The organism is Synechococcus sp. PCC 7336, assembly GCF_000332275.1.
Taxonomy (GTDB): Bacteria; Cyanobacteriota; Cyanobacteriia; order Thermostichales; family PCC-7336; genus PCC-7336.
In genome coordinates, this window is the sequence record NZ_CM001776.1 from 3,132,434 (window position 1) to 3,152,893 (window position 20,460).

The 20,460-nt window shown below is 54.1% G+C and carries 11 protein-coding genes; 8 read left to right on the forward strand and 3 right to left on the reverse strand.

Annotated features, from left to right (window positions below; all coding sequences use genetic code 11):
- Position 1 precedes the first annotated feature (1 nt).
- Both SYN7336_RS26115 and SYN7336_RS15050 read left to right on the forward strand, forming a co-directional pair.
- Positions 2–4,564, forward strand: a complete 4,563-nt coding sequence (locus SYN7336_RS26115; RefSeq protein ID WP_017326782.1) for a non-ribosomal peptide synthetase — start codon at positions 2–4, stop codon at positions 4,562–4,564.
- A complete protein-coding gene (locus tag SYN7336_RS15050; protein ID WP_026101038.1) occupies positions 4,536–4,940 on the forward strand; it encodes a hypothetical protein in 405 nt (134 codons plus the stop codon). The genes SYN7336_RS26115 and SYN7336_RS15050 overlap by 29 nt, the downstream gene beginning before the upstream one ends.
- Positions 4,941–4,993: 53 nt before the next feature.
- Here SYN7336_RS15050 and ftsH read toward each other — a convergent pair whose 3' ends face one another.
- On the reverse strand, positions 4,994–6,961 hold the full coding sequence (gene ftsH / locus SYN7336_RS15055; RefSeq protein ID WP_051039924.1) for an ATP-dependent zinc metalloprotease FtsH: 1,968 nt from the start codon (positions 6,959–6,961) through the stop codon (positions 4,994–4,996).
- A 330-nt stretch (positions 6,962–7,291) separates the two neighbouring features.
- Here ftsH and SYN7336_RS15060 point away from each other — a divergent pair, with 330 nt between their 5' ends.
- Positions 7,292–8,128 (forward strand): prephenate/arogenate dehydrogenase, encoded by an 837-nt coding sequence (locus SYN7336_RS15060; protein ID WP_017326785.1) that lies wholly within the window; start codon positions 7,292–7,294, stop codon positions 8,126–8,128.
- Positions 8,129–8,141: 13 nt separating this feature from the next.
- Here the strand turns inward: SYN7336_RS15060 and SYN7336_RS26120 are convergent, their stop codons facing one another.
- Positions 8,142–9,944: a hypothetical protein gene (locus tag SYN7336_RS26120; protein WP_017326786.1), complete on the reverse strand. Its 1,803-nt coding sequence runs from the start codon at positions 9,942–9,944 to the stop codon at positions 8,142–8,144.
- A 542-nt stretch (positions 9,945–10,486) separates the two neighbouring features.
- On the opposite strand from SYN7336_RS26120, the gene SYN7336_RS26125 reads away from it, so the two are divergent.
- The 5 genes from SYN7336_RS26125 to SYN7336_RS15110 all read left to right on the forward strand — a co-directional run bounded on the left by SYN7336_RS26125 (position 10,487) and on the right by SYN7336_RS15110 (position 19,837).
- Positions 10,487–11,644 carry a response regulator gene (locus tag SYN7336_RS26125; RefSeq protein WP_017326787.1) on the forward strand — a complete coding sequence of 386 codons (1,158 nt, stop codon included), beginning with the start codon at positions 10,487–10,489 and terminating at the stop codon, positions 11,642–11,644.
- 151 nt (positions 11,645–11,795) lie between these two features.
- Positions 11,796–12,161, forward strand: a complete 366-nt coding sequence (locus tag SYN7336_RS15095; RefSeq protein WP_017326788.1) for a response regulator transcription factor — start codon at positions 11,796–11,798, stop codon at positions 12,159–12,161.
- Positions 12,162–12,168: 7 nt separating this feature from the next.
- Positions 12,169–12,705, forward strand: a complete 537-nt coding sequence (locus SYN7336_RS15100; protein WP_017326789.1) for a chemotaxis protein CheW — start codon at positions 12,169–12,171, stop codon at positions 12,703–12,705.
- 65 nt (positions 12,706–12,770) lie between these two features.
- On the forward strand, positions 12,771–15,290 hold the full coding sequence (locus SYN7336_RS15105) for a methyl-accepting chemotaxis protein (RefSeq protein WP_017326790.1): 2,520 nt from the start codon (positions 12,771–12,773) through the stop codon (positions 15,288–15,290).
- Between the two features lie 140 nt (positions 15,291–15,430).
- On the forward strand, positions 15,431–19,837 hold the full coding sequence (locus SYN7336_RS15110) for a response regulator (protein WP_026101042.1): 4,407 nt from the start codon (positions 15,431–15,433) through the stop codon (positions 19,835–19,837).
- 8 nt (positions 19,838–19,845) lie between these two features.
- Here SYN7336_RS15110 and moaB read toward each other — a convergent pair whose 3' ends face one another.
- Entirely contained in the window at positions 19,846–20,379 is a 534-nt protein-coding gene (gene moaB / locus SYN7336_RS15115) for a molybdenum cofactor biosynthesis protein B (protein WP_017326792.1), read from the reverse strand.
- Between the last annotated feature and the right edge of the window lie 81 nt (positions 20,380–20,460).

Sequence of the window (20,460 nt, forward strand, 5' to 3'; positions counted from 1 at the left end):
CATGTCTGATGTACCTCAATCTCTAGCTGCCAAACTGGCTCAGTTCTCTACCGCACAATGGGAACGCCTCAAGGAGCGACTACAAGAGCAACAGGCGGCACGGGGTCTGCCGTCGCAGATTCCCCGACGCTCTCCAGAGCAGGGTATTCCCCTCTCTCCCCGCAAAGCCGGAAAAATTGGCTGGCCTCTATCTCCCGGCCAGGAACGGTTGTGGTTTCTAGAACAGTTTCAGGAGATCCGCGCCGCCTACAACATCTATCGCGCAGTTCAAATGGAAGGTCCTCTGGATTGCGAGGTTTTGAAGCAGTCGATTCAGGCGATCGTCGAACGCCACGAAGCACTGCGTACCCTCTTTCAGATGCAAGCTGATGTTCCTCTCCAGGTGGTCGCTCCCCACCCGCAAATCGACTTACCAGTGGTGGATTTGCGCGATATCCCCATTCAGGATCGGGCATCGCACTTGAAATATTGCTTGCAGGCAGAAGCGCAAACCCCCTTTGATTTAACCCAGGATTTGCCAATTCGGATCAACCTGTTTTGTCTGGCCGATCGCACTCACGTACTCAGTGTCGCAATGCATCATATTGCCGGAGATGGCTGGTCTCTGGGAATCCTGGCCGCTGAGCTGAGCGAGCTATACAGTGCCTACTTGCAGGGCGAAGACTCTCCCCTACCTTCTTTACCCATTCAATACCCCGATTTCGCCCTCTGGCAGCATCAACAACTCAGCAGTCCTCTCCTACAAGATCGGCGCAGCTATTGGCAGCAAAAGCTAATTGCTCCCTTACCCGTTGTCGAGTTACCCAGCGATCGCCCTCGACCGCCGCTGTTAACCTATCGCGGCGCGAAATATTCACTGACGTTGCCCCTCGACCTAGTTCGAGATCTGAAAGCTCTCAGCCAGAGAGAGGGAGTGACATTGTTTGCAACCCTGTTGGCTGCCTTTAAGGTGTTGCTGTATCGATACACCCACCAAACCGATTTAATTGTTGGCACCCCAATTTCAGGGCGAACTCAGTTGGAGACGGAACCCTCGATCGGCTTTTTTGTCAACACTCTGGCACTCCGCTCGGATCTGTCTGGCAATCCGAGCTTCCTCTCGCTCTTGAAACAGGTTCATCAGACTGCCTTAGAGGCATATACCCACCAACAGGTGCCATTTGCTCAGGTTGTAGCGGATCTAGGTGTCGAGAGGGAGATGGGGCGATCGCCTCTCGTTCAAGTCATGTTCGGTTTACAAAACACCCCCGAGCGGGTTTTGCAATTGCCCGGTTTGAAACTAGGCCCCGCCTTTGCCCCTACTAGCCAGTTACAATCTGCTGTTCCACTCAGTAGCTACAGTTTGGCAGTAGACACAGCAACAGCACGCTTCGATCTCTCGCTGTTGTTGAAGGAAGAATCGGGGAGGCTGAGCGGATTTATGGAATATAGCCAGGATTTGTTTGATGAGGCGACCATTGCGAGAATGGCGAGTCATTTCCAGGGCCTGCTGGAAGAGATTGCGGCCAATCCAGAGCAATCGATTGCAATGCTGCCGCTATTAACAGAAGCCGAGCGCCATCAGCTCCTCGTGGAGTGGAATGACACTCAAACTGACTATCCGCAAGATAAGTGCGTTCACCAACTGTTTGAAGAGCAGGTGGAGCGTATTCCCAATGCAGTGGCGATCGTGTTTGGAGAGCAACAACTCACTTATCGACAGTTGAATCAACGAGCCAATAAACTCGCTCGACACCTGCAATCTTTAGGGGTTGGTCCCGAAGTCTCGGTCGGGATCTGTGTAGAACGGTCACTAGAGATGGTAGTGGGATTGTTGGGCATTCTCAAAGCTGGTGGGGCTTACGTTCCCCTGGACCCCAACTATCCGCGCGCGAGACTGCGCTTCATGCTTGAGGATGCCCAAATCACCTTTGTAGTGATTCAGAAAAGTTTGCAAGAATCTCTACCTTCCAATCTGCCGATTCAGACAATATGGCTTCAGCAAATAGATATGAATCCAGAGGCAGAAGTCCTAGCCCAAGACAATCTAGAGAATCCTGTAACTGAAATAGTCGCTGAAAATTTGGCATACATCCCGTACACCTCTGGCTCAACCGGTGCTCCGAAAGGGGTGGAAGTTGTCCACCGGGGAATTACTCGACTAGCGCGCAATACTCAATACGCGAGCATTCAACCGAGCGATATTTGTTTGCAGCTAGCTCCGCTTTCTTTCGATGCATCCAGCTTCGAGATTTGGGGATGCCTGCTCAATGGTGCTCAGTTGGTCGTAATGCCGCCTCAACCACCAACCCTGTCAGAATTGGGCAATACAATCCGAAAACACAACATCAGTATTTTATGGCTGACTGCGGGATTGTTCCATCTGATGGTCGAGCAACAATTGTCAGACTTAACATCTGTCCGTCAATTACTGGCTGGGGGAGATGTATTATCAGTATCTCATATTCAAAAATTCACGAGCGCCCATCCCCACTGCCAAGTTGTCAATGGATACGGCCCCACAGAAAATACAACATTCACTTGTTGTTATCCAGTCACCCATTGCGAGGAGCTTGAGAGATCCGCCCCCATCGGTCGTCCAATTGCTAACACCACAGTCTACATTTTAGATAGCTACTTACAACCTGTTGCCATCGGCGTTCCGGGGGAGCTGTATGCAGGAGGAGATGGATTGGCTCGCGGCTATCTCAACCAGCCCGAGTTAACAACTGAGAGATTCATTCCCAACCTATTCGATCGAGAATCGGTCTCTCGATTGTATAAAACAGGCGATCTGGCCCGCTATCTCCCCGACGGCAACATCGAATTCCTCGGTCGCATTGACAACCAGGTTAAAATTCGAGGCTTCCGCATTGAGTTGGGAGAAGTTGAAGCAGTCCTACTTCAACTTCCCAATGTTGTAGACGGCCTGGTTTTAGCCCGAGAAGACATTCCGGGGGATAAACGTTTAGTCGCTTACGTAGTTCCCACTCAGAAGCAGGCGCTGACTTTAGACACTCTGCGCAATTTCATGAAGCAGAAGTTACCAAGCTACATGGTGCCTAATATCTTTTTGGTTTTGGAAGCATTTCCCCTCACCCCTAATGGAAAAATCGACCGCCGCGCCTTACCCGTCCCAGATCGATGCCGACAGAACCCAGAAAGCACTTACATTGCCCCTCGGACTCCTGTCGAGCAAAAACTGGCTGAAATCTGGGCAAAAGTACTTTGGCTAGAGCATGAAATCAGTATTCACGATAACTTTTTCGATCTCGGCGGCCATTCTTTACTCTCAGTTCGCTTAGTAGCCGAAATCGAGCAAGTATTCAAGCAAGAACTCCCCGTTGCTGCTCTGTTTCAACTCAGTACCATTGCCGAACTGGCCCCACTGTTAGAACCTGGCAAGGAAGTTACAGGCAATGAAGCGAGCCAGGGAAGGCTGATTCCGTTAAAGGCTGGCGATCGCAATCCAGCAAAGGCTGCAGTCGCGCCTCGATCGCTAGACTCGGCAATCTATCACAAGCTTCTCGCCTTCACGGCTGGCTGGGGAGGCAAAAGAATTGCTGCCAATGCCCTCAGCGTGGGCATGAATACCGACGGGATATCTCAACCCCTATATTGGTGCTTGCAAGGGTTTCGAGAACTGAAGCAATTGGCTCGATATCTCGGTACCGACCGACCGGTGTATGGTATGCGTTCTGGCCATCATGCCATGCAATACACTGACTCGAACATTGCTGCATTAGCCACTCACTATGTCCGAGAAATTCTCGCGGTGCAACCCAAAGGGCCCTACCTAATCGGTGGAAACTGTCAGGGGGGGCGGATTGCTTTTGAAATTGCCCAACAACTTTGGCAACGAGGCCAAGCGATCGCACTGTTAGCGCTGTTGGAAGTGCCTAAACCAAAGCAATATCCCGGTCGTCTTGCTCTGTTGTTCGGGCGCGATAGCCACTTGAGCCCCTACCGCTCGTATCGTTGGCCCGAGTGGGGCTGGCGCAAGTTCTATCCCAGCGGTTTTTCCGTGGATTTGATTCCTTGTCAGCATGGTAAGTTTTTTGATGAACCGAATGTTCAGATCTTAGCTAAACATTTACTCACTCATATTCAGGAGGTACCAACCACCTTAACCTCCTCGAAACTCTTACCCGATCGGATTACTTATGATTTGCTGCCGGATGCGGCATATCGAGCCCAACTCACTTCACCACCATCACTGACAGCTCTAGCGGGCGAGCTAATAGACATTTCAGTTACTGTGAAAAATATCAGCCCCTTCCTTTGGCTTCCTTCAACAGAGAGTGGGATTACTCTGGGCAATCACTGGCTAGATCGGAAAGGAAATGTGGTTTGTTGGTCTGATGGTAGAGTTACCCTACTAGAAGAATTGCCCGCTAACGCAGAGGTTGCCCTAACGCTATCAGTGACGGCACCAATGGATGTAGGTGATTACATTCTAGAATTAGATTTGGTGGAGGAAGGGGTGGTTTGGTTTAAAGAAAAAGGCTCTTCGAGCGCGCGGACAAATGTTAAAGTATCACATCGAGAGGCGAGTCATGGCCAGACGGGGTGCAGGGGGTACTAAAGGAGGAGTCGGCAGATTCCTAATGGGATTAATCATGACAATCGGGGGCGGTTATCTATTTTTTAATTCGATTAGTGTCGTCAACAACTTTTCTTTTGGCTACAGACTTTATCGATTGGGATCGTTCAATCTCACTAGTGGTATGGTACTGATTCCCTTCTTGTTTGGAATTGGTATGATTTTCTATGATGGCAAAAACTTTTTCGGCTGGATGTTGAGCCTGGGCTCGCTGATTGCATTGACTCTAGGTGTAATTTCTAGTATAAATTTCCAAATTCAGCCCATGTCTGCCTTTGAACTTTTGACAATTTTAGTTTTGTTTTTTGGTGGCTTAGGATTGTTAATCAGTTCTCTTAGGGATGTAGATGATTTTTAGCACTCATTCTCTTGCAACCTGGGTCTGCTGCTGTTGAGTGATTGCTCCAGTTTTTAGCGCGACTCGACTCTGGGACGAGTAGAGTTTGGGATCGCTAGCGATCGCGACAAATTAGGCTCGATCGAGAGCTGGCCAGTTTGGAGCCATGGTTCTAAATCGGCAGGAGCGCGCGTACGCCCGAGCTCCTGTTTGAGATCGGTTCCTTCTAACACTTCGCGCTGGAGTAACAACTGAGCAGTATTGTCCAGAAGAGAACGATTGAGAGCCAGAACTGATAGTGCCACTTGGTGGGCTGAGTCGAGGAGCTGTTTGACTTCTAGGTCGATGTCTTCAGCCACTTTGGGGCTGACAGAACGGCGAGGATTGACATATCCCTCCAGAAAACTCTGCTGGGACTTTTCAAAGGCAACAGGACCGAGTTTCTGACTCATGCCGTAGAGGGTGACATAGCGTTCGGCCAAATCCGTGGCTTTCTGAATGTCGTCGCTGGCCCCAGTGGATACCTTGTGGAAGGCTAACTCTTCAGCCGCTCGACCTCCCATCAGCATCGCCAGACGACCGCGAATTTCATCTTCCCCCACCAAAAACCGATCTTCTTCTGGCAACTGCAGGGTATAGCCTAGAGCTGCAGCACCCCTCGGTACCACCGAGATCTTCTCGACAGTGCCCAATCCCGGCATCAGGGTTCCCACGATCGCGTGACCGACTTCGTGATAGGCAACAGTTTTCTGCTCCTGCTCGTTGAGAATGCGAGATTTTTTCTCTAACCCCGCCAGAATTCGTTCGAGCGCTTCGCCAAAATCGGCCATTTCAACCACGGCACGATCTTTGCGCGCGGCGAGCAAGGCGGCTTCGTTAATCAAATTGGCCAAATCCGCTCCGGCAAATCCCGGCGTGCGGGCGGCAATCTTAGACAAGTCAATATCGGGGGCGAGTTTCACCCCTCGAGCGTGGACCTCCAAAATGGCTAAACGTCCCGTTCGCTCGGGGCGATCGACCAACACTTGCCGGTTGAAGCGACCGGGACGCAGTAGAGCCGGGTCGAGTACTTCGGGACGGTTGGTGGCAGCTAGCAGAATGACGCCGCTATTGGGGTCGAAGCCATCCAGTTCTGCAAGCAATTGGTTCAACGTTTGCTCGCGCTCGTCGTGACCGCCCATAGGGGAGCCCACATTCGCGCGAGATTTGCCCAGAGCATCGAGCTCGTCAATAAACACAATGCAGGGGGCTTGTCGCTTGGCCTGTTCGAATAAGTCCCGTACGCGCGAAGCCCCAACTCCCACAAACAGTTCGATAAACTCCGCACCGGAAATACTGAAAAACGGGACTCCCGCTTCTCCGGCGATCGCCCGAGCCAGCAATGTTTTGCCAGTGCCGGGAGGGCCGACCAGCAGGACGCCCTTAGGAATTTTGGCCCCCAAGCGAGTGTACTTTTCGGCATCTTTGAGAAAAGACACGAGCTCTTGCAATTCTTCTTTGGCTTCGTCAACCCCCGCCACATCGTTGAAGGTCACCCCTGTAGACCCTTCTGAATAAATCCGAGCTCTGCTTTTGCCAAAGGCAAGCGGGGCCGCCCCGCCGCCTGCTTGCTGAGCGCGACTGAAGATCCAAAGCCACAGGCCGATAAAAAATAGAGCGGGGAGCAACCATTGCAACAGCGCTCCAAAACCGCCGCCTCGCTGGGGAGGAATGCCTGAGAACTCGACGTTGTGTTGCCTCAACAGATCGGTTAAATCGGTATCGCTGGCCACGGGGACGGTAATGAAGGTTTGTCCGGCTTCCTCCTCCCCTTGCGGTTTGAGGGTGAATGCGATCGAATCGGAGCCAACTTCGGCCCGTTCGACGAGGCCGGCTTCGACGCGATCGAGAAATTGACTGTAGGAGATTTGATTGCGAACGCTGGGTCGCGGAACGAGCGAGCCGATCAATAACAGGATTAAAAAGAGGGTAATCAGATTGCTGCCAAACCCACCGAATTCGGGAGATTGAGTGGTGCGATCGCGGTTGCGGTCGGAGGTCATAGAGACAACTCCTTTCGGCCAGTAGCCGATGCAGGGGGCCATTAACGCACACTCGGGAGCGCCCTTTCTCGGCAACCCGAGCCTGTTGTGACGGTGCAGCGCGGCGGTGCAATGAGTCGGCGGCTCTGCGCCACAACACAATCTTCCAGCGGCTAGAATCGCTGCCGCACGTCTACCCCCATTGTAAGGAGAAACATTCTGGGAATCCCGAGGGAGCTGTCTGTTTCGGACTACGATTTTTGGGAACAGAACAGATGTTGCCTCGCCAGCTCTAGAGATAATCGGGGATTGAGTGGATAAACCAGGCAATGCAAGCAAGAGAGAGGGCTCGTGAAAATTGGTATTGTGGGCTTGGGGTTAATTGGCGGTTCCCTCGCTCTGGAGTTTGGCAAGCAGGGGCACGAGCTGTGGGGGAGCAGCCGCAGTGCCGCAACCTGTCAGATCGCGGTCGATCGCCATGTCGTCCATCGGGCCAGTCCAGATCTGGCCAGCCTTGCGCCAGTGGATATCGCGTTTATTTGTACGCCCATTCCCTACGTCCTGCCGACGCTAAAAACGCTAGCGGGAATTTTGCGCCCCGAGGCAATCGCCACGGATGTTGCTTCTGTAAAAGGGGCAATCGTGACTGCCGCCACTGAGTTGTGGCCCAATTTTGTCGGCGGGCATCCGATGGCAGGGACGACACAGCAGGGTATCGATGCGGCTCAATTCGATTTATTTGCGGGATGCACCTACGTCATTACACCAGTGAAGCAGACGCAGCCAGAGGCGATCTCCACGCTCGAAAGTTTGATGCAACCCCTGAATTTGACCGTTGTAACGGCGGCCCCCGAGATTCACGATGCGGCAGTGGCTTGGATTAGTCACTTACCGGCGATGGTCAGTGCGGCTTTGGTCACTGCCTGCGGGACGCCGCCACCCGAGGAATTGCAGTTGGCCCAACAGCTAGCCAGTAGTGGCTTTCGAGATACCAGTCGAGTGGGGGGAGGGAACCCGGAGTTGGGGACGGCGATGGCACAGTTCAATCGGGAGGCTCTATTGCGATCGCTCTACACCTATCGCGATCGCCTAGATGGCCTGATTCAGTTGGTCGAGGCCGAAGATTGGTCGGGATTATTCGAGCTGTTCCAGCAGGCAAGGGTCTGGCGAGTCCCGTTTGTGGAGTGAGGACAATCTGCCATCAGGCAGCAGGAACGGGAACCTCTGCCAATAGATCGGCCACTGCAGCTTGAAGTGCTTCCGCCTGATGTTTCGACTCCGACTTGGTGTGGTTGTAAGCCTCCAAACCGCTGCTCAACTGCTCTAATTGGGCTTGTTGTTGCTGCATAGTTTCGCGGGCAGACTCCAGTTGCTGCGATCGCCCCTGCAACTGTCCGAGTAGATCGCTGACTTCGCGGCAGCGATTCCACAAACTGCCTTCCTGCTCCTCCAACTGCTGCTGCATTTCAGCCGAGCCGTGCTGCAGTTGACTCAGCTCCTCTTGTTTTTGTTGCAGTTCTTCCTGCCGCTGTTGCATGCCTGCTTCCAAGCGATCGCGCTCCGTTTGCACGAGCTGTCTGTGGGAGTCCAACTGCGCCAAGATGGGGCTAATATCGACCTGCTGTAGCGCGGGGCCGCTGTCCGTTCCTCCCCGCAGCCGATTTAAAAGCGCCTCCTGTTCGTGCAGTTGCTGCTGCATTCGTTGCAATGTGCGCTGCTGTGGTTCCAAACTGACTGCTAACGTACTGCAGGCAGATTTGGCATAGTCAATATCCATTTCAATATCGAAGCGTTCGTCTGGGCTGGCCCCTTCGAGTTTGCGTTGCAATGCCTCCAGCGATCGCCGATTTTCCTCTAATTCCGATTCTTGCTGTTTGACCAACTCGGAATGTTGCTCGTGCTCGCGCTGCAAGCGATCGACCTGTGCCGCTAACTCTTCGGGCGAGATTTGAGGCTCTACCTGTGCCTCTACAACTCCTCCTGCCACAATGAAATCGTTAGAGAGTAGGTTGCGAGTTTGTTGCAGAATCTCGTTCTGCATTTGCAATTGCTGCACAATTTTATCGAGACGCTCTCGCTCGGCCTCCACTCGCTCGGCCGAGACCTCCACTTGAGTCTTAGTGCATTCGAGGTTGGCTTTCGACTCCAACCACTGCGATCGTTGCGCGCGCCATGCCTCCAAATCGCGATCGAGCGTGGCCTGTTGCTCCCGCGCGCGCGCTTGCTCTTCGTCCAAATGGGCGATCGCAGCATCCAGTTGCTGCAACTGCTCCCCCATCTGCTCGCAAAACTGTTGTAGGGGGCCAGCAATGGCTGCAGCCGTATCGCCCTGCAACGATTGCAGGAGATGCTGGCTCAGTTGATGTAATTTCTCTGCCTCTGCCGCATCCAAACGAGACTGACTTGCCATCTGTTGCGCTTCGGCCAAGCGAGCCTCTAACTCAGCCACATTCTGCTGAGATTGTTCGAGTTCTGCCAGTCGGGCCTCCAGGTCCTCCTGTTGCTGGTTAATTTGCCGCCGTTGCTCTCCCATAGCTTGCTGTTGCTCGGCAAGATTGCTCTCCAGTGCTTGCAGTTCTGTGCGTTGGGCTTCTAACCCCTCCAAGTCCATCTGATAGGTCTGATAGTCTTCCTGCAATTTTTGGAGTTCTTCTTCTCGTCCCTCTAGCTCGATTTCGCGCCGATTTAACTCCTGGCTTTGAAATGTGAGCGACTGCTTCCACTGTTCGATTTCCTCCTGATGAGCCTTGCTTTGCTCCAACTGGCGAGAGAGCCCTTGCAAAATACCCACCAACTGCTTAGCCGCTTCCCGCACCTGTTGCACTTGGCGGCCCGCGCCCATCTCCACCAAAACCAACACGCCCGCATTAAATTTCGATGCATCTTCCGCAGCGATCGCCTCTTCATTAACCGCAACCCAAGCCTGATCTGAGACTTGTTTCGCCAGAGGCTGGAGCGTCGCCGACCGGAACGTTCCTTTATCAACAGCGGCTAGATATAACACGCGTGCAGGTCCTCGCTATTGCATGAAAACAACGCTTCAGTCTCAACATTGGGATGGCAAACACGGGCCGATCGTCGGGGTCGAGCAACATTACCCAATACTGCCCACACCAACTATACTCAGCCACGGCTCGAAAAGTGCCAGTTTGGTTACTGGATCGAGACCCTAAGGTAACCGAGAAACCCATGCTCCAAAGACCTGCAGTTCACTGCAGGAAATAGGCGATCGACAGGAGAGCCGCTTACCGTGATGATTTCCATCGCCATCTCAGCAGAACTGAGCCAGTAATTTCAACATACCCTCAACTGCCATGGCAAAATACGCCTGCTCGACTCAATTCCAACATTCAATCTTCGGTATCGAATACAACCGCCAAGGAATCTCAGTATCATCAGAATCTTGTCAATGATAGAGTTAACTTTCAATCGGGCACCCTCGATCGTAGCCCCGCGCTGCTTCGTCCAACGCGAGAGCTAGTTGTCCTCACCCCATTTGCTGTTGTTAGGGCAATTTCTCAAGACCGACTTCTTCAAGGTTTTATCATGCAGGGAAAACTCCAAGAAATTGACATTCGCAGCATCATGCAGCTAATCGAGCTGGGACAGCGAACGGGAGAGTTGTTTGTTGAAGCCAGTGTTTCCCAGTATTGGTTTGTCTTTTGCCTCAACGGTCGGATCATTTATGCCTCCGAAACCGAAGGCAGTATTGCTCGCCTGCGCGACTATCTGCGTCGCCACCAAGCCGAAGCTGCGCTCGATCGCATTCAAGTTCCTCCCAAGGCCGATACGAATGCCCCCGAATACGCCCATCTGTGGGCGCTGCTGGAAAGCCACCAAATCAACCCCAACCAGGGCAAGCAAATGGTGGGCAGCATGATTCAGGAGGTGCTCTTCGACCTCTTCAGCCTGCATCAAGGCTCCTTCATTTTTGAATCGGGTGCCCCCCTTTCCCCTCAATTGGCGGCCTTCGAAATCAGCCCCCTACTCAAAGGCATCACCACTCAGGTACAGGAATGGAAAAAGCTCCATCCCTACCTTCAATCTCCCGATCAATACTTCACGATCGTCAATTCGGCAGCCCTGCAACAATCGCTCCCCGCCAGTGTCTACGAAACGTTCCAACGCTGGTCGGACGGCAGCACCACCATTCGCCAGATGTCTCGCTATTTGGGTCGCGACATTTTCACCATCGGCAAAGCCATGTACCCCTACATTCAGCAGGGCGTCATTCAACTATCGGAAGTGACCGAACTGGGTTCGGTTAAACCTCTGACAACCAGAGGCGATCGCCTGCCCCACATTGTCTGCATCGACGATAGTATGGCCATCCAGAAAACAGTAGAATACATCCTGCAAGGAGCTGGCTATCAGGTCACGACCATCGGCAACCCTCTCAAGGCTCTCGGTCAAGTGTTTTTGCTTCAGCCCGATATGATCCTGTGCGATGTGGCCATGCCCAAACTCGATGGCTACGAACTCTGCGCCATGCTGCGCAAAGCGAATGCTTTTCGTCAAACTCCGGTGGTGATGCTGACGGGTAAGGATGGCTTTACCGATCGGATTAAAGCTCGCATGGCTGGAGCTAACGAGTTTTTAACCAAACCCTTTGGAGAGAGAGAACTGTTGACTGTGATCGAGTCATATGTGGGCGCTCCTCCTCAGACTGCAGAGCCTGTAAGTCTAGCGGCTTCTGTGACTTAATTCCAGAGCGAGCTCTGCGGATTTTTTAATCAGATGATCGTTTTGAGTGCAATTTTGGCAAGCTTGACATATAGGAAATTGCGGTCATACTTAACTGTTTAAAATCGGCCTTATTGATATCCCAGACCGTTAACGAGGCAACACAGAAACCATGAGTAAAGTATTGGTCGTCGAGGATAGTCCCGCCCAGCGCGAGATGATTACAGGCTTATTGAAAGAAAATGGCCTCGACGTTGTAGAAGCCCAAGATGGTGTGTCTGCCCTCGAGGCAATTCAGGGACAAGTCCCCGATGTGGTAGTACTCGATATCGTCATGCCGCGCATGAACGGCTACGAAGTCTGCCGACGTCTCAAGGCCGATCCTGCCACCGAACAGGTTTCAGTGGTGATGTGTTCCTCTAAAGGGGAAGAATTCGATCGCTATTGGGGCATGCGGCAGGGAGCTGATGCCTACATCACCAAACCCTTTCGCCCCAAAGAACTGATCGGTACCATCAAACAATTACTGAGGAGCTAGTAATCCTATGGTTGGCGACCTCGATATCCTTTCAGGCTCGGGAGCATCGAACTTCGACACGGACGAGCTGCAAGAATTAGAAATTCCCGCTGGCGAGCTGCATCTCAAATGCAAGCTCGCATCTGGACTAGAATTAGCGTTTGTTGCAGAAGGGATTGCCGAGGTCATGTCAGTGGCCCCCGAGCAAATTGCTCCCATGCCCAATATTTCTCCCCTGTTGTTAGGAGCTCTCAACTTCAGGGGTAAAGTCATTTGGTTGGCCGATCTGGGTCAATTTTTAGGAGAAGCGAAACCTCTCAATACCGATCGCGCCGATCTGTCCGTTTTAGCCCTGACCGATCGCCAAGATATCATTCTGGGGGTGGCCGTAGATTCGGTAGCGGGTATGGAATGGCTGGAGGGGGCATCGCTGCGGCCCAGTGAAGATTGCCCGGATGAGATGGCCCCATTTGTGCGCGGTGAATGGCTGCTGCCAGAAGGCGACGGGGTTTTGAGACTGTTGGATGAAACTGCCATCATTCGTTCCAGCCGATGGGCGACTTAAATCTATGTCATTCATTGTCAACATTGTAGTTATTTGTCGCCACTGTTATTTCCACGGAGACAGCCATGGTTTCGAGCATCGATAATATTCGAGATAAGGCGATCGAAGCTTTTGCTCGAGAAGAATACACTACAGCGACCGACTTGTTCGAGCAACTCACGGGTCAGCATCCCGAAGATCTGTCCTTGAAACTATGGTTGGCTTCGTCACAGCAGTGGGCAGGTCGTCTTGACGATGCCCGCAATACCTACGAGTCAGTGCTAGCCACGACTCAAGACCCAGCTCTCGTAACAGCCGCTCAAAATGGGCTCGCACAGCTAGGTGGGTTTACGCCTCCGGCAGCGGACAACGGCGCTTCAATGTCTGGTGGAGAGAAGTCTGGGGGCAGTAGGATCTCTGGCCATCGCGCCTCGGAAACCGATGCGATGGACGATGCATTTGGCGAATTTACCACTGAGTTTACCGATGTTGGCAACGATGCCTCTATGCCCGATCTATTTAGCGATGGGGATACCTTCGATAGCGATAGTGCTGAGATCGAGGAAGAGCTCACCCATGTAGCTCCCTCCTCGGCACGAGAGGAAGTGGATGACTCGGCCAATCCGTTTGACGATTTGTTCGACGGTGCCGATGGCGAAGTGCTGCAATTAGACGCCGAACTCAACGAAGAAACCAATTTCTTTGTTCCGGGCTCTGCTGCCAATGACGATACGGACAATCAAACCAATGGTTTTGCCCCAACTGGCGAATTGACTGACGACGACGATAGCTTTGCCCTATTGCAGGAGCTCGATGAAGAGTTGGGTTTGGACGAAGAGTCCTCGACCCAAATGGCAGCAGCAGGCGATTATAACTTTGCCGCAGAGCCCTTCTCAGACATCACGGGCTTTCCGAGCGAGGTGTCTGCAAGTGACACTGAGGTGTTGGACTCTACAGAAGACAAACACGATCTCGCAGACACCTCGCTCTCCAGTAGCACCGCACTATTTGAAGAAGATCGAGCTCCTGAAATACCGGTCATAGAAGAGCCCGATCTGAGTGGTTTAGAGCAGGAGTCCGACGGCGAATTCGATAGTTTGCTCATCCTGCCGGATGAAGAGGCTGCCGATTTGTTCGATAGCTCCGATGACGATTTGAGCAATCTCGACCTGTTGGCAGGGGCCAATGCGTCAGGAGCGCTACCGCACGGCACCGGCAACGCACCCATTGCTCGCTCCAGCGGGACGAAGTGGGTTCTCCTACAAGGAGCCGCCGTTTTCCTAGTAGCGGGGGCGGGGTTCTTTGGAACCAATGCGATGAATCTCGGCGGTGCTGCCAGTGGCGCAATTGGCACTGTCGCAGGGGCAGCGGCTGGGGCCGGAACGGGGTTGCTGGCGGCGCGAGATGCGTCCCGTCGCGATCGGCGTAATTTACAAGCGCTGGTGGGTGATATCGATGCGATCGCCCGTGGCAATTACACCGTGCGGGCCAGGTTGAGCAGCGATGGGTCCGATCCGTTCAGTCAGGCATTCAATCGCATGGCTCAGTCGATTGAGAATAACATCAGCGAGCTGGAGCGGCGAGCTACCGAGCAGGGGCAGGCTAAGGAGGACCTCCAGCGGCAGGTGATCCGGCTGTTGGACGATGTGGAAGGCGCCGCTCGTGGAGACCTAACGGTCCGGGCAGAAGTGACCGCTGACGTGTTAGGGGCAGTGGCAGACTCCTTCAACCTGACTATCACCAGCCTGCGAGAAATTGTCGGCCAAGTGAAACAGGCCGCAACGGCGGTGAGCGATGCAGCCCAAGGAAACGAAGCTCTATCCCGCAGCCTTTCGAACGATGCCTTGCAACAGGCGGAAGAAATTTCGATTCTACTCAACTCCGTGCAGGAGATGACCCAATCCATTCAGGATGTGGCCAGCAACGCCACCGAGGCAGAAGCAGTGGCCAAGCAAGCTTCCGAAACGGCAGTGCGCGGAGGAGTGGCGGTGGATCGCACGGCTTCCGGTATTTTGGCTATTCGGGAGACGGTGGCGGATACGACACGTCAGGTGAAGCGTCTGGCGGAATCCTCCCAGGAAATCTCCAAGATCGTGGCCTTTATTTCTCAGATTGCCTCTCGCACCAACTTGCTGGCGCTCAACGCCAGTATTGAGGCAGCACGGGCGGGCGAATCTGGACGGGGCTTTGCCATTGTTGCGGATGAGGTGCGGCAATTGGCAGATCGATCCTCGAAGGCATCCAAGGAAATCGAGCAGATTGTGATGCAGATCCAATCGGAGACCAGTCAGGTCATGACTGCGATGGAAGAAGGGACTCAGCAGGTGATCGAAGGTACAAAGCTGGCCGAACAAGCCAAATCGAGTCTGGACGAGATTATTCAGGTGAGCCAAAAAATTGATGGTTTCGTTCGCTCGATTACCGCCTCTACCGTGCAGCAGACAGAGACTTCTCGAACTGTGGCTCAGGTGATGCAGAATGCGGAGCTGACGTCGAACGAGACCTCGCAGGAAGCCCAAAAAGTATCGGGATCGTTGATCGAGTTGGTGGCGATCGCCCGCAACTTGCAGGCATCCGTGGGTAAGTTCCGCATTTCGGAAGAATAGGACGAGGGGGGTCGGAGATCGGTCGCTCGCCGACCGTCTCGGGCAATCTGAGTTGGGGCTCGCGAAAGCGTAAACAAGCCAGACGGACCCGAGAGCCCCCAGTCTGGCAGTTCATTGTGCAGCAGCTTGAGGACATCTCGATGGATCGCGAAGCGCAACAACGGATTATGGGCTTTTTTATTGAAGAAGCCCGCGATCATTTGGTCAATTTGGAGCAGGGACTACTCAGTCTGCAAGAGCGAGCCTCGGATACCGAGCTGATTAACGATTTGTTCCGGGCAGCCCACTCTATCAAGGGGGGAGCTGCCATGTTGGGGATTGCGAGTATCCAACATACTGCTCACCGGATGGAAGACACCTTTAAGGTCTTTCGCGAGCGGGAAGTGCCGGTCGATCGCCGACTGGAATCGCTGTTACTGCGCTGCTACGATACCCTCGCGCAATTGCTCGACCAGTTACAAAGCCCTGACGGTCTGTCGCCAGAAGCGGGCGAAGCCGCCCTGTCAGAGATCGAGCCCGTGTTCCAAGAGCTCGATCGCCATATGAAAGTGCTGTTGGGGGAATTATCGCCCGAAGCGGCTGCCGCTGCTGCTGCGACTCCAGCAACCCCTCGCAATCCCTCTCTCTCCGATACGTTTCAGCAGTACGTTCCGCGCCAGATGCGCGAAATGCTAGATCTGTTCCGCCAGCCGGACAGCGAGGCTACGCGGACGCAGTTATGCGAGTTGGGTCAGTCTCTCCAGCAACTGGGCGACACTTACGAACTGCCGACCTGGACCCACTTGATGCAGACCATCTGCACTTGTATCGAAAACACCAGCCACGGACTATCCCCCATTGCGCGACAGGTTTTGACTGCCCTCAAGCAGGCCCAGCAATTGGTTCTAGCTGGGAATGCCGACGAGATCGCACCCTCCGAAGCACTGCTGGCTATGGCTGCTCCCCCCGCTCCAGCAGCACCTGCGATCGAGGCAGAGGTTGCGATCCCTGCCGCGCCAGAACCTCCTGCCGAGGCAGAGGCCACGACCCCTGCTGTGCCGGAACCTGTTGTCGAGGTAGAGGCTGCAATTCCCTCAGAACCGTCGCCTACGGTCGAGGTAGAGACCGCGATCGCCGCTGCGCCGGAACCTGCCGCCGCGCTGGAGCCTGCCGCAAGTGACGAGCTGCCAGCTATTTTCGAACTGCCAGAGCCAGTTGAACTTCCGAATGCATCGGACAGATCGGCGGTTGAATTCGTCGAACCCATCGATGGCGAGCTGAGTGCTGTAGTGGAAGCAGCCGCAAATCTGGCGGACCTACTGGACAGCCCCGATGCAACGCCGATAGCGCCTGCAGCGAATAAGCCTGCGATCGAAGATTCGATGCTTTCTCTCGACCTCGATTCTCCATATGCCGATCTCGAGGTTGACGAGAACGCAATTGACGACCTCGCGGATGACGAGCTTGCGGATTCGGCCAGTCTATCTGAGATAGTTGGCGAACCTGCCCAAGTAGACGAGGCTGCAGAGGATAGCGCCCTGACGTTGGCCGAGATCGAGGGCAACTTCCCAGCTACTCCTATAGAGACTGACTTGGCTGGCGACTCCGATTTGGCGGATTTGTTCTCTGCGGCTGACGATCTGACAGCTGAGTCTGTCACCAGTGACGAGCTTGCCTTCGACTCTTTGGCAGATAGGAGCTCTTTGGCAGATAGGAGCTCTTTGGCAGACAGGGGGGAGTCTGCCGAATCGTCGAGCCTGCAACCGGATGGCGAGGCTCTGGAGTTAGGGTCGGCGAATGCCGATCTGGCGTCACTTTTCGAGGGTTCGGAAGCCGATGCTGAGGTCGCTTATGAAGAGCCTATTTCTCTCGATCCCGCTGCTGGCGAGCCCCTGGAGATTGCTGCCGATGCCGCTGCGCCCCCACTCCATGAAGATGGATTGGCCGATTTATTCGCTGAGAGTGGCGACTTCGGTATGGATGCTCCCATAGCGATCGAGGCAGAAACACAACGAGAACCAGACACCCCGACTGACGAACCTGTCAGCAGTGACGAGATTGGCTTAGCGGCACTACTGTCCGACGTCGATGAGGTCAACGTTAGTAGCGAGATTGAGGCTGACGTCGCTCCAACATTGATTCCAGACAGACCTACAGCCTCGACCGATAACCAGGCTGAGTCTTTGCCTACCGATGGTTTGGCCGATCTGGCCGAGCTCCTGTCCGAAACAGATAGTGCGACTGTAGATCCGGCTGCTGCAACCGCCGAGATCTCTGAAGGGGAGGAAGCCACAGACGGTTTGGACGATCTCGCAGCACTCATCGACGCACCCGTTGCTGTGCCCCCTACAATTGAGGCCGATCTGGCCGATCTGGCTGCTCTGATTGACGAACCAACGCCATCTCCGGCAGTGCCAGCAACAGCAGTTAGCGAACAACACAATAGTCTTCCCCAGCCCCAAGCACCCGATCGGCCCCAAGCTGAGGACGACGCGTTTGCCGATCTCGAGGCGCTGTTGGGGGATAGTGGCTCCTCCCCTGCGGCTGCCCCCATTCCCAGTGTTCGGCCTGCCAAAACGACCTCTCGCAGCCACTCGAAGAAATCTGGCTTTGCTAACCCCACCATGCGGGTTGAGGTGAAGTACCTCGACTCGATCAACAATTTAGTGGGAGAAATGGTGGTCGGGCGCAACAGCCTGGAGCAGGTGCAAACCCGCTTGCGGCAGTTTTTAGAAAACCTACTCTTCCGGGTGCGCCAACTGAGCGAAATTGGTCAGAAGATGCAAGATCGCTACGAGCGCTCCCTGTTGGAATCTTCTTTGCTGCGAAGTTCGAGTTCAACCCCGACAGAGTCAGCGAGTTCCGCTCCAGACGAGCATTCCACTGGCGCGAATTTCGATGCGTTGGAAATGGACCGCTTTACTGCCTTCCACAGCATGTCGCAGGAGATTATCGAGCTGATTGTGCGAATTCGCGAGGCTTCCTCCGATATTCAGTTTGTGGTGGATGAATCTGAGCAAATTGGCCGCCAGTTCCAACAAACCACCACACAGTTGCAGGACAACCTCAACCGCGCCCGCATGGTGCCGTTTTCGCAGATTGCCGATCGCCTCCCCCGGGCTGTACGGGATTTGTCCTTCAAGACCGGCAAGCAAATTGAATTGGTGGTGGATGGTCGCGATACCCTAATTGACAAGGCCATCCTGGAAGAGCTGTACGATCCCATGACCCACTTAGTCAACAATGCGATCGTGCATGGCATCGAATCCCCCGAACAGCGACAGCAGCAGGGCAAACCCGTTGAAGGCAGGATCGAAATCAAAACCTTCTATCAAGGGAATCAAACCATTATTGTGGTGTCGGATGATGGGGGCGGCATTGATGCAGCTCGTGTCAAAGAAAAGGCACTTTCCCAAGGGTTGCTCGGGCAGGCAGAGGCAGAAGGGATTACCCATAACGAACTGTACGATTTTCTCTTCCACCCCGGCTTCAGTACAAAATCCCAAGCAGACGAACTGGCGGGACGCGGTGTCGGTATGGATGTGGTTCGCACCCGCCTCAACGAATTGCGAGGCACCATTCAGGTGGACTCTACCCGAGGTATAGGTACGACCTTTACTATCCGTCTCCCCCTCACCTTAAGCGTATCGAAGGCAATGGTGTGCGTCAGCGACAAGGCTCTGATCGCCTTCCCGCTCGATGGTGTGGAAGAAATGGTGGATATTGCAACCGACGATTTAGAGACGGATGCAGACGGCACCCTCTGGCTGCCCTGGCAAGACCAGCGACTGATGTACAAGCCTCTGCCGGAATTGCTGAGCTACAGTACTGTCCACAGTCGCAGCCGCACGGAGGTTTACAGTACTGCCTACAACGACGATGTCATGCCGGTGGTCATCTTGCAAAGTGGCGGACAGCGGTTGGCCATCCAAGTGGATAGCTTTTTAGAAGAGCAGGAGATCGTGATTAAACAGTTGGGCGGTCCCGCTCCGAAGCCTTTGGGTATTGCTGGGGCAACCGTCCTGGGTGACGGTAAAGTCCTGCCGATCGCCGATATTTTGGAGCTGATTGACTTAGCCTACGGACGCACCCGCCGCGATCGCGAGCAGTTCTGGATGCCTCAAGGGGCAGAGGTGGAGGTTGCCGTAGAGCAGCAGTCGCCTCCCACTGTGTTGATTGTGGATGATTCAATTACCGTGCGGGAGCTGCTCTCGATGAGTTTCAACAAGGTCGGTTACCGCGTCGAGCAGGCCAGGGACGGTCAAGATGCCTGGGATAAATTGCGAAATGGATTGCCGTGCAATCTGATCTTCTGCGATATCGAAATGCCCCGGATGGATGGTTTAGAACTCCTATCCCGCTTGCGCAAAGACGAGGATCTGAAGCAATTGCCTATTGCGATGCTGACTTCGCGGGGTGCGGACCGCCACCGCCAAATGGCAGCAGATCTGGGGGCGAGTGCTTACTTCACAAAACCCTATCTCGAGGAAGAACTGCTGAGCGCAGCCGAGCAATTATTGAAAGGGGAAGTCTTGTTGACTGCTGCTGCTCCTGCGGAGGCGGGTTAACCGAAAGACTAGCGCTGCTCTTGTAGGCGGGGCACGAGATCGATGAGGTTACAAGGTCGGTAGCGGCTGTCGAGTTGGTACTGCAGGATATCGTCCCAAGCGTCTTTACAAGCACTCGTCGATCCGGGTAGGGCAAACAGATAGGTGCCGCGAGCAATGCCTGCGGTCGCCCGCGATTGCACGGTCGAGGTGCCGACTTTTTGGTAGCTGAGGCTGCGAAACAGTTCGCCAAAGCCGGGGATGGGTTTGTCGTAGAGGGGTTCGATGGCTTCGGGGGTGACATCCCGTCCGGTTAATCCCGTCCCTCCTGTAGAGATAGCGACATTGACTGCGGGATTGTCGATCCAGGCTGAGAATTGGGCCGCGATGCGATCGCGATCGTCGGGTAGGATGGCGCGATCGACGATGGTGTGACCGGCGGCGGTGGCGCGGTCGACTAAGGTTTGGCCGGAGCGATCGTCTGCGAGGGTGCGGGTGTCGGATACGGTCAAGATTGCAATGTTGACGGGGCGAAAGCTGAGGGTTTCGTCAATGCCAGCCATTCAATGTATCTGCCAGTTCGATGTACCGACAGCCTAGTATATCGGGGTAGCGATTGAAGGTGCATCCCCGATCCAGCAAGT